This is a genomic window from Rhodococcus sp. A14 (genome assembly GCF_011603105.1).
Taxonomy (GTDB): Bacteria; Actinomycetota; Actinomycetes; order Mycobacteriales; family Mycobacteriaceae; genus Rhodococcus_F; species Rhodococcus_F opacus.
In genome coordinates this window covers 1-11408 of the sequence record NZ_JAAOQS010000176.1, presented here as the reverse complement: position 1 = coordinate 11408, position 11408 = coordinate 1, and the positions used below count along the sequence as shown (strand labels likewise).

Below are 11408 nucleotides of genomic sequence, written 5' to 3'. Positions count from 1 at the left end.
CCGCGAACCCCAGTCGGCGAAAGCGCGAGACGCAGCCACCACAGCCGCCTCCGCATCCTCAATCGACGCCGGCACCAACTCCGTAATCACCCGCCCCGTCGCAGGATTGAACACCTCGATGGCATCCGCTCCCGACCCCGGCACCCACCGACCACCAATCAAACACGTAGCCGTCAAATCCACATCGGTCATTGTCACTATTCAAACCCTCACTACTCGAAAATCGTTGGTAGGTGCCGCCGACGACCGCGACCGGCAAGACCGACACCTGCGGGTCCTCGGTCAGACGTGGGCGGCTACGACCCCGCATCGGCGCCACCGACGACTATGGAGCCATATGTGCCCGTGGTCTACGACAGATCGACGACGACTGTCTTGAGCTCGAGATATTCGTCGAGACTCTCCTTGCAGGTTTCCCGCCCCAACCCCGACTGCTTGTGCCCACCGAAAGGCAACGCCGCATCCACCGTCTGATAGCAGTTCACCCACACCTGACCCGCTTCGATTCCCGCGGCCACGCGGTGCGCGCGGCCGAGGTCCCGGGTCCACACCCCCGCACCGAGTCCGTAGTGCGAATCGTTCGCCAGCGCCAGCACCTCGTCCTCGGTGTCGAACGGCACAATCGTCAGAACCGGACCGAAGATTTCCTCCCGCAGGACTTTCGAGTCCGAGCCGACGTTCGCCAAGACGGTGGGCTCGACGAAATAGCCTTCGCTCCCCCACGCAGAGCCGCCGGTGACGATCTCGGCTCCCTCGCTGCGGGCGAGTTCGATGAAACCGAGCACTCGGTCCCGGTGCTCCGCCGAAATCAGCGGACCCATCTGCGACGCCGCATCCAAGCCGCGGCCCAACCGGATGCTGTCAGCCGCCTCGACCAGCCCGTTGACCACATCCTGGAACACTGAGCGGTGCGCGTACAGACGCGACCCGGCGACACAACTCTCACCCTGGCAGGCGAAGATCGCCAGCGCGGCCGACGGAATCGCCTTCCCCAGATCGGCGTCGCCGAAGATGATATTCGGTGACTTCCCGCCCAGTTCGAGGGAGACGCGCTTGAGGTTGCCCGTGGCCGCCTTGATGATCGCCTTCCCTGTCGGACCCGAGCCGGTGAAACTGATCTTGTTCACGTCCGGGTGCTCGACCAAGGCGGCCCCCACCGTCTCCCCGTATCCGGTGACATAGTTGAAGACACCCTCGGGGAAACCGGCCTCCAGCACCAACTCCCCCAGCAGTGCGATCGACAGCGGAGTCTGCTCGGCCGGCTTGACAACCACCGTATTTCCCGTCGCGAGCGCCGGCGCAATCTTCTTGACCGCCATCATCAAAGGGAGATTCCACGGCACGATGCACCCCACCACACCGAGGGGCTCACGCAGCGTGTACGAATGATAGGGGCCGCCGAAGTTCGTCGGAAACGACACCGGGATCGTGTCCCCGGTGATCTTGGTCGGCCATCCCGCGTAATACCGCAACACATCGACCGAGAACGCCACATCGACGTATCTGGCCTCGCCGATCGTCATCCCCGCATCCAGCGACTCCAACTCTGCGAACTCCTGCGCACGGTCCTCGATCAGATCCGCCAGCTTCCACAGCAGTCGGCCACGTTCCTGAGGAGTCAGCCGGCGCCACGGTCCGCGGAATGCTGCGCACGCAGCCGAGACCGCGCGGTCGACATCCTGGGCGTTACCGGCCGGGACATGAGCAACGACCTCTCCGGTCGCGGGATCCTCCACCGCGATCGTTTCGGCAGTGGACGCGTCGACCCACTCAAAGCCGATCAGCATCCTCTCGGCCTTCTTGATGTTCGTCCTCAGTTCTTCACTGAGCAGCGTTGTGGACATGGTTCCATCCTTATTTTCATCGCATTGACAGGTTCTCGGCACTCTCACAACGGAAGGTGCCGCCCTGGGCCGCCACACAGCCTGGCCAGATCATGTGGCGGCCCGCATTTGGGAGCTCGCGGCGCGGGAAAGTCAGGCGTTCTGCAGCGCCTGCACCGCGGTAAAGTTCTTCATCAGCGGGAACACCTCACGACCCATCCGCTTGATGTCCTCCACGTAGTCCGGGAAGATCAGCATGAATCCAGCGACGTCGAGTTCGGCCCACTCGTCGAGCTGGCGCGCGATACTCTCCGGGGAACCGGTGATGAAATCCGTCGAAAACTGCACGAATCCCTTGGCGTCGACCCCGGCGAGGATCTCTGAGGTGCCGCCCTTGGCGGAATCGGTGGATGCCTGCCCGATCATGTACTCCATCACACCCCGATCCGGGGTGTCGATGTAGCTCTGCAGCTTTGCTTCCGCTTCCTCGTCGGTGTCAGCGAGGACAACACCCAATGCCACAAACGGCCGAATGGTCCGCCCCGCGTCCTCCATCTGTTCGTTGAACCTGCCCACGACCTCCTCGAGGGCGTCCACGCCTCCCCAGGCCAGGCGGAACGAGTAGTCGGCGTACTTCGTGGTGAATGCGATGGCGTCGTCCGAGGCGCCGGCACACACGATGTTCACGTGATTGTCTGGCTTCGGGCCCATCCGCAGATCGTCATACTGGAAGTGCTTGCCCTTGAAGTTTGAGACGCCGTTCTCCCAGAGCTCGCGCACCACCTGGCAGTACTCACCCGCGTACTCCCATCGGTAGTTGTTGTACTCATAGCCTGGCCACACATTCATGACCTCGAGCTCACGGGGGTGCCATCCGCCGGGAACGATGTTGAGTGAGAAACGCCCCTCGCTGATCTGGTCGATCGTCACCGCCATCCGCGCCGCGATCGCCGGATGGATCGCCAGAATATTGACGGAGCCAATCAGCTTCATCGTCGTCGTGTCCCGGGCGAGGGCAGCCATCTGTGTCATCGACTCCAGTGCGTCGTCCCAGAACCCCGTCGTGCCACCGTGCCCGCGCAGCGCCGACAACGACAGGGCAAAGGAGAACCCGTTTTCCTCACCCGCCTGAATGATCTCCCTCATGTGCGAGTACGTCGGCGAATACTGTGGAGCAGCCTCAGAAATGATGTAACCATTCCGAGCACTGGGAATGAAAATACCGAACTCCATCGCAGGTGTTCCTCTCTTTAGCGACCCGCCTTCTCACGGATCGGTCGAATAATGCGCGGAGCCTCTGATTCGAGGGCAATCCGACTAGGACAAGACTTCGGATTCGGGCGTCCTGGGCAGGACGGTGTTAGGTGGGGACTGGAGCTGTTGTCGCCGTCATGTCGCGCCGTGGTCGTCGCAGAACCCTGTAGGAAGCTGAATAGCTTCAGCGTGCAGTTTGGGCACCGTGCTGACTTCGACGGCGGCTCATTCGGCGGGGCGCTTCGTGTGCTGGTGCAGATTTTGTCTGTTCCGGGCGAGCGATCTCACCGATGACTTCGGGGTCGAGTTGTGCGTCGGGTCGACGACTTGTCGCTCGCACACCCCGACATTTTCTTCGCGGGGTTCTACCCCTGGTTCCGTGGCCGGAGCGCGACGGCGTCGATCTCGACGCGGCAGTCGCCGGCGATGCCGACGACGAGCGTCGTGCGCGCCGGGTACGGACCCTCCCCGAAGACCTCGGTGTACGCGGTCCAGAACTCCTTGCGATACGAATCGTCGGCCAGGTAACAGGTCGTCTTCACCACGTCCCCGAGCGTGCAGCCGGCAGTCTCGAGGATCCCCTGGATCTCCTCCAGCGCGATCTTCGTCTCGTTCGCGATGGTGTCGGCCTCCGGCTTACGCACCAGCGTCTCCAGATCCAGCGCCATGCCGCCGCAGAACACGTAGTCCTTTGTCGCCACACCCGGATTCATTCCGAATCGAGGGTAGGAAAGGTTGCCTGGGTTGAGGTATTCCGTCATGAGTATTCCTTCCGTGAGGGCTTCGTCGATCACTGGGCAGCCGCGAGGGTGGAGTCGAGCTTGCGCATCTCAGGCATGACCTCGGCCGCGAACAACTCGAGGGAACGATCCACCTCGTCATGTGCCACACCGGGAAAGCCCATCTGCAGCAACCAATTCTGAATGCCATGCGACCTGGTCAGCCGGGTCATCTTCTCGGTCACACTCGCCGCCGAGCCGATCATCAGGTGATCGCGCTCCATCAGCAGATCGAACGGATCCATCTCTTTGAACCGCGGATCTTCCGGATCCTCGTCGGCGTCGAGCCACACCCCGATGCCACGGACCCGGCATACGAACTCGAAGAACTCCACCACACTCGCCTCGGTGACCCGACGCGCCTGCTCATCGGTCTCGGCGACGTAGCACAGTCGCAGCACCCCGACATCCTCCCCCAGGTCCGGCGTCGCGCCGGTGACAGCCGCCTTCTCCTCCCGATAGAGGTCGAGCAGATTGCGCAGCACCTGACCGGTCGGATACCAGGTAATCGGCTTGAGACCCTTCTGCGCCGCACCACGGAACCCCTCCACCGACTCGGTCACCGCGAACAACGGCGGCATCGGCTGTTGGAACGGCTGCGGCGTCATCCCGAACGCCTTCAGATGGCCCTGCTCGTCGACCCAGCCCTCCGGCATCGGCGCCCCCGGCGAGTGAATGAACTTCGTCCGCGGCTCCGGGAACGTGTACCGCTCTCCCGACCAACTGAACAGATCCTCCGTCCAGATCCTGCGGACGATCTCCAGGTTCTCCTCGAAGATCGCCCGGCTGTTGTCCGAACCATTCCACCGACTCGCTGCAGGATTGAGGTTCATCACCTCGATCGGCAGGATCCCGCGACCGAACGCCACATCCAACCGGCCCTCGCTGAAGTGATCGAGCAACGCAAGATCCTCCGCGACCCGCAACGGATGCCACAACGTCAGCGACACCGCAGCCATCCCGAACCGGATCCGGTTCGTCCGAGCGGCCAGATCCGTCGCTAACATGATCGGATTCGGGCTCGCATCCGTCCCATCGGTGTCGAAATGATGCTCACCCAGCCAAATCCGGTCAAACCCCAACTCGTCCGCCATCACGGCATGACGCCGCGTCGCCTCCAGCACCTCATGCCAGGACAACTCGCCCGAACGATTCGTCAACGCATACAGCAGATCGATCTTCATTTCACTCCAAGCTCATTGGCTCTCGCCCATATTTCGGACAAGGACCGCATTGCTGTCCAAGCCCGTACCCGAAGGCTGACCTCGGTGGCCCAACCGTTCAGGTGATGCCCATCACATGAGAATCGCTGCAGCCACGCCTTGGTGCCAGCGGGAAATTACCTATCCGCTACCTATTGGCTGTACCCGCGTACTACGTAGGTGGGCATGGTGAGGGTGGGTGCCGTGGTATGCCCAGGTCGCCGGCTGGTCGGCAGTGGCCACCCGCCCATGTCAGTTCATTGGTCCCCTTCCTGGGGCGCGGGCGCACGCGGGAAGATCGGGTGCGGTCTCTCACCGAGGTCGATCATTCTTGGCGCCGGTAAGCCCCGAATATCGGTGTGAACTGTTCGGTTCCTGCGGGCGGCGGCGTTCATGCAATCGGTTTTGTGGGAACGACTTTCGTCATGGATGGGTCGCCGATGTCGAACTGTTAGTGGAACGGGTCGCGGCGCTGGATCTCGGCAAGGCCGTTCTCGAGGCGTGTGTGCGGGTGCCGCACCCACAAGCGGCCCGGTAGGCGAATGCCGGAGCTGCGCGGTTACCGCACGGCCACCGCACGTTGTTGGTGATGATGGCCGGTTGCGGCACTGGCACGTGCGGCGGGTGGTGATGGAATCCACCTGCACCTACTGGAAGGGCGTGTACCCGAAGCCGAGTGCTTTGACTGCCGGCTGGTCAACGACAGTCGACGGCAAGCCCGGGCGGACCCTCCGGGCGACTCTCACGTCTTGCGCGGCCGGCTGACACTCCGCACACCGGCACTTCGGACCAGCCACTTCCCCCGGACCTGCCACGCGCGGCTTTGCCGCCTGTCAGCGCGTCGATTGGGATCACCAAAGACGCGCACTCGCCGTGCGGACGGTCCGTTCTCGGATCAGCCCCAGCTCGGACGAGAAGGTGGCTCAGCAGCCGGGTTTCTGTTCGTGGACCCACGCGGCAAGTTGCGTACGCGAGGTGAAGCCGAGTTTGACCAGGGAGTGCTCGACGTGACCTTCGACGGTGCGTTGGGAAATTACAAGCCGGTCGGCAATTGCCCTGTTACTCAGTCCTTCGGCGACCAGTTCAGCCACTTGTTGCTCGCGTCGGGTGAGGCTGAGGGCCTCGCCAGTCGTCGCGGGCACCTCGGCCCGCGCTTCTTCACCCAACGCGTAGGCAACCGCCTCGTCCGCGCTCAGTGCTGCGCCTCGCTTCATTGCGGCCTCAAATGCTCTCTCACCGAGAGAGGTTCGAGCGTGCTGCCGAGACTTCTCGTGCAAAGTGGCAGTGTTTGTGAGAGCGGGTGCGCGACCACCGGTAGCGCTGAACAGTACGTCCGCAGCGCCCAGCAGCACCGTGGACCGTTCCGGCCTCTGTCCGACGTCGGTCCACGCAAATTGCTCGAGCGCCCAGGCGTAGCTCAGCTGACTTCCCACCTTCCGGGACAGCCGCAAACCGTCCTCGAGGAGCGCGGTTCCACGCTCACGTTCTCCGTGCTGCCACATCGCGAAACCATAGTCACACAGCGCCATTGCTCGCCATATTATTTCCTCCCGCGACTCGGTGAGCGCAATGAGCTCCTCGTAGCTCTCTGTAGCTCGCTGGATGTCGCCGGTCATCTCGAAGGCGAGCGCCAGCCAGACCAGTGCCGGCACCAGCTGGTTGAGATCGCCTTCGGGACGGAAGACGTTGATCGCGTTCTCGAGGCTGGCGATACCTTTCCGAACCTCTCCGTCGGAGACGGCGAGGCACCCCTCCGCGAAAGCGACCAACGCATCGAGGTCGGCACCCCCGACCCGGGCAGCCAGCAGTCGTGCTTGGTCCGTCGATACGGTGCCGGCGGCAACGTCGCCCTGCAACGCGGCCAGCATGCTGCTGGTGCACAAAGCCTCGATCCGGTCGAAGGGTTGCTGACCTTCCTGACTTGTGAGTGCACGATCGAGCCAGTGACGGCCTTCGCTGAACAACCCTCGCACGAACCAGAATTGATACATCCCGGTGACGATGCGCATGCCCGTTTCTGCCTCGCCGTCCTCGCTGAGGCAGAACTCCATGGCGTCGCGCAGATTCGGCTGCTCACGCTCCAGTCTGGCGATCCACTCCACCTGCAGCGGACCGATCCATTCGGTCTTCGCGCGGAGCACGAGTTGCTCGTACCAATCTCTATGCCTTTTTCGAAGGTCCCAGTATCCGCCGGCTTCGTATAATTTCTCTCGTCCGTATTCGCGAATCGTGTCCAGCAGTCGATACCGCACCACCGACCCGACCTCTTCGCGGATCAAGACCGACTTATCGATCAGGGACGTGAGCAGATCGAGTAACTCTCCGTCTGGCGGGTCCGCGGCGAGGACCCCCTCGGCAGCGTCGAGCTCAAAACCACCGGCGAACACCGCCAGCCGAGCCCATAACCACTGTTCCTGCGACGAGCACAGGTCATAGCTCCAGTCGATGCACAACCTCAAGGTCTGCTGCCTCGTCGGTGTTCCTCTGCCGCCTAGCGTGAGAAGTCGGAGTCTGTCGCCGAGGCGCTCTCTTATCTGCTCGACCGACATCGCCCGCAATCGTGCCGCCGCCAGTTCGATCGGCAAGGGCAGGCCTTCCAGACGCCGGCAGATTTCAGCCACCGTGCCCATGTTGTCCTCGGTGAGCCTGAAACCCGGCACTGCGGCGCCCGCACGCTGCTCGAACAGGGTCACCGCGTCATATCGGGAAATCTCGCGAAGCGTCGCCGTCGATCGCGTCAGCTCCGGCAGCGACAGGGGAGGTACTCGAACCACTACCTCCCCACGAATGTCGAGAGACGCACGGCTCGTGGCGAGGATTTGGACACCCGGGCACGTCCGCAGTACGACCTGTGCCACACCTGCAACTGCCTCGACTAGATGCTCGCAATTGTCCAGGACTAACAGGATCCGTTTTTCCGCCAGCTGTTCGGTGAGTACAGTCATGGGCGGCCGGACGGAGTGATCCTGTAAACCCAGCGCACCCGACACAGCCTGCCCGAGCAGGTCCCCGTCGTGTAGTTCACCCAGTTCGACGAACCAGACACCGTCGTCGTATGTCCTGCGTGAAACGTCGCCAATCCGCAGGGCGAGCCGGGTCTTGCCCACGCCGCCGGCGCCGATGAGAGTTACCAGCCGCGATCCGGACAGCAGCTTGCGGGTGTCTGCCAGCTCGTGCCGACGGCCGACGAAGCTGGTCAGGTCCAGTGGAAGATTTCCGGATTTGCCTCGCCTGGACTTGGCATGCACTCCGATGTCCGCGGGGGGCTCACTTTCGGGCATGGCGGCATCCATTATCGAACCGGCACATTACGCAGGAGGCTGAATTGACGGGCGCGTCCGATGCGCCGAGCCGGTCGGTCAATCCGAAAGAAGTCGGCCGTACAGTCATGCGCCACCTCTTGACAAATCGTGCCCGCTATACGATGTACGTTCTACAGCCTGGTGACGGCGAGTTCAACTCCCCTGGCCCGCTCGACTGCGGGCGTCACCGCGGTGATCGCCAGTCCCGCGAGATTCACGCGTCGACCCGGTCGTCGGATGCGGCGAGCGAGTTCCCTCGTGAACGGATTATCTGTTCCGATTCCAACGGTCGGCTGGTAGTCCGATTTCACGGCGGGCGTTCCGATCCGATCGAGCAAGCACGCAGCGCACCCGGCCGACGTTTTCGTTTGCTGTGACGAGCCGGGCTGTTGCTCAGCCGAAGGCGGCGATACCGCGCTCCGTCACGGGAGCCGCCGGGCACAGGTCGGGGAGGTCGTGTCCCATCCGGTCCCGTTTGGTCTGCAGGTAACCGAGATTGTGGTTGTTCGGCCGCGGCAGTAGCGGAACACGTGCTGCGACCTCGATGCCTGCATCCTGCAGACAGGTCACCTTCTGCGGATTGTTCGTCAGCAATCGCACCGACCCGATACCCAAATCTCGCACGATCTGCGCAGCCGTCCCGTAATGCCGGGCATCAATCGGCAGACCGAGATCCAGATTCGCGTCGACGGTGTCCCGGCCGAAGTCCTGCAGACTGTAGGCCTGCAGCTTCGCCGCCAGTCCGATGCCGCGCCCTTCGTGCCCACGCAGATAGATCACCACACCGCGGCCCTCGCGCCGGATCCGCTCCATCGCCTCGGTCAGTTGCGGCCCACAATCGCAGCGACACGAGCCGAAGACGTCACCGGTCAGGCACTCCGAATGCACTCGCGTCAGCACCGGGCCGGTATCCGAGACGGCACCGTGCACCAGCGCGATGTGCTCGGTTCCGTCGATTTCCACGCGATATCCGAAGGCAGTGAAGTCGCCGTGCCGTGTCGGCAGCCGGGTCGCCGCGACCCTCTCCACGAGCAACTCGTGCCGGCGCCGGTATCCCACCAAACTGTCGATGGAGATCATCGCCAGACCGTGCGTGTCAGCGAAGTCCCGCAGTTCAGGAGCCCGCTTCATGGTGCCGTCGTCGTTGACGACTTCCACTAGCACACCGGCCGGGGCCAACCCCGCCATCCTGGCCAGATCCACCGCGGCCTCGGTATGGCCGCGACGCACCAACACCCCGCCCTCGCGGTAGCGAAGCGGGAATACGTGACCGGGCCGCGTCAGATCCGACGGCACCGAACCCGCATCGGCAAGCACCCGAGCCGTCCGTGCCCGATCGGCCGCAGAGATCCCCGTGCTCACACCATCGGCGGCGTCCACCGACACCGTGTACGCCGTGCGCATCCGGTCCTGATTGTGGGGAGTCATCAACGGAATATCCAGCCGGTCGAGCATCTGAGGCGTCATCGGCACACAGATCACCCCACTGGAATACCGAATGGTGAACGCCATCAGCTCCGGTGTGGCCTTCTCCGCGGCGAAGATGATGTCACCCTCGTTCTCCCGGTCCTCGTCGTCGACGACCACGACCGCCTTACCGGCCGCGATGTCGGCGATCGCCCGCTCCACACTGTCCAGACGGACTCTGTCGCTCATGGGAGTGCTCCTGCCTTCTCGATGGGAGGGGCGGGACGCTCTGGGAAGGGCGTCCCGCACCCGTCAATCTCTTTCCAGAATGAGTACGTTCGCCATGCCGCCCGCCTCACACACCGTCTGCAACCCGCGTCGCTGGTCGGCGTCTTCCATCGCGTGCAACATCGTCGTCAGCAACCGGCAACCAGTCGCTCCGAGCGGATGACCGAGCGCGATCGCTCCCCCTCGCGGATTCAGGCGGTCGATGTCGACCTCGAGATCCGACTGCCACGCCAGCGGCACCGAGGCGAAGGCCTCGTTGACCTCGAAGTGATCGATCTGATCGATCGCCAGGCCGGTCCGGGCCAGAATCTCCCGTGTCGCCGCGATCGGCGCCGTCAGCATCATCAACGGATCGTCACCGCAGGCGTAGAAGGACCGGAGTCGGGCCCGGGGACGCCAGCCCATTCGCCTGGCCGCCCGTTCGCTGGCGATCAGCACCGCGCTGGCGCCGTCGGTCAATTGGGACGAGTTCGCCGGTGTGACATGCCATCGCAATTCCGGGAACCGATCGGCGTACTCCTCGGTGCGGAAGGACGGTGTCAGCGCTCCGATCGAGTCGAGGGTGGTACCGGGACGAATGGTCTCGTCCCGGTACACCGTCTCTTCCGTGGCCGGCACGCGAATGGGCACGATCTCGCGCACGAAAGCACCTGAGGAGTCCGCCCGTGCTGCGAGTTGGTGTGAACGCGCCGCGAACTCGTCGAGTTGTTTCCGGTCGAGATTCCACCGGTGCGCGATGAGTTCGGCTGCGACGCCCTGGGGTAGCAGTCCTGGAGCGTACCGCTCGTTCACCGAGGGACCGTAGATATCCGCGCCCTGACGATTCGATCCCATCGGCACGCGGCTCATCGACTCGACGCCGGCCGCGATCACGATGTCGTAGGACCCCGCCATCACGCCTTGCGCCGCGAACTGCAACGCCTGCTGACCGGAGCCGCACTTGCGCTCGATGGTCACGGACGGCACCTGCTCCGGCAGCCCCGCCGCCAGCCACGCCATCCGCCCGATGTTGCCGGACTGCTCGGACGACTGCGTGACACACCCGACCAGAAGATCGTCGACTTCGCCGGGATCCACCGCCGTTCGCTCCACCAGCGCGGAAACCACCTGCGCCAGCAGCTCGACCGGATGAACGCCGGCCAGTGCGCCAGCCGGGCGGGCTCGGCCCATCGGCGACCGGACCGCGTCGATGACGATCGCGGAGTTCATGTCGCGTTCCCACTGGCTCGCCGCATAGTGCTCACCATCGTGTGACGACCAGCTTCTGATCGGTGAAGAAATCCAACGGCGCAGCACCACACACATGCAGGTCACCGTAGAACGAGGCACCGTACCCGCCCATCGTCACATTCG

General features: G+C 63.6%; 8 protein-coding genes. All 8 read right to left on the bottom strand.

Features of this window, described 5'->3' with window-relative positions:
* On the bottom strand, positions 1-192 hold a 192-nt coding region (locus G9373_RS43295), incomplete at its 3' end, for an aldehyde dehydrogenase family protein (RefSeq protein ID WP_167120990.1).
* Between the two features lie 158 nt (positions 193-350).
* The gene (locus G9373_RS43290; protein ID WP_005265371.1) at positions 351-1844 is read right to left on the bottom strand and encodes an aldehyde dehydrogenase family protein; all 1494 of its coding nucleotides are present in this window, start codon (positions 1842-1844) and stop codon (positions 351-353) included.
* A gap of 132 nt (positions 1845-1976) precedes the next feature.
* Positions 1977-3056, bottom strand: coding sequence for an LLM class flavin-dependent oxidoreductase (locus tag G9373_RS43285; protein WP_043791289.1), 1080 nt, complete (start codon positions 3054-3056; stop codon positions 1977-1979).
* 386 nt (positions 3057-3442) lie between these two features.
* On the bottom strand, positions 3443-3838 hold the full coding sequence (locus tag G9373_RS43280) for a RidA family protein (protein WP_005265369.1): 396 nt from the start codon (positions 3836-3838) through the stop codon (positions 3443-3445).
* A 29-nt stretch (positions 3839-3867) separates the two neighbouring features.
* On the bottom strand, positions 3868-5040 hold the full coding sequence (locus tag G9373_RS43275) for an LLM class flavin-dependent oxidoreductase (RefSeq protein WP_005265368.1): 1173 nt from the start codon (positions 5038-5040) through the stop codon (positions 3868-3870).
* A gap of 941 nt (positions 5041-5981) precedes the next feature.
* The gene (locus G9373_RS43270) at positions 5982-8339 is read right to left on the bottom strand and encodes a LuxR C-terminal-related transcriptional regulator (protein WP_005265367.1); all 2358 of its coding nucleotides are present in this window, start codon (positions 8337-8339) and stop codon (positions 5982-5984) included.
* A gap of 414 nt (positions 8340-8753) precedes the next feature.
* Entirely contained in the window at positions 8754-10016 is a 1263-nt protein-coding gene (locus G9373_RS43265; RefSeq protein ID WP_167120988.1) for a bifunctional 3,4-dihydroxy-2-butanone-4-phosphate synthase/GTP cyclohydrolase II, read from the bottom strand.
* Between the two features lie 63 nt (positions 10017-10079).
* Positions 10080-11264: a thiolase family protein gene (locus tag G9373_RS43260; protein WP_005569617.1), complete on the bottom strand. Its 1185-nt coding sequence runs from the start codon at positions 11262-11264 to the stop codon at positions 10080-10082.
* Between the last annotated feature and the right edge of the window lie 144 nt (positions 11265-11408).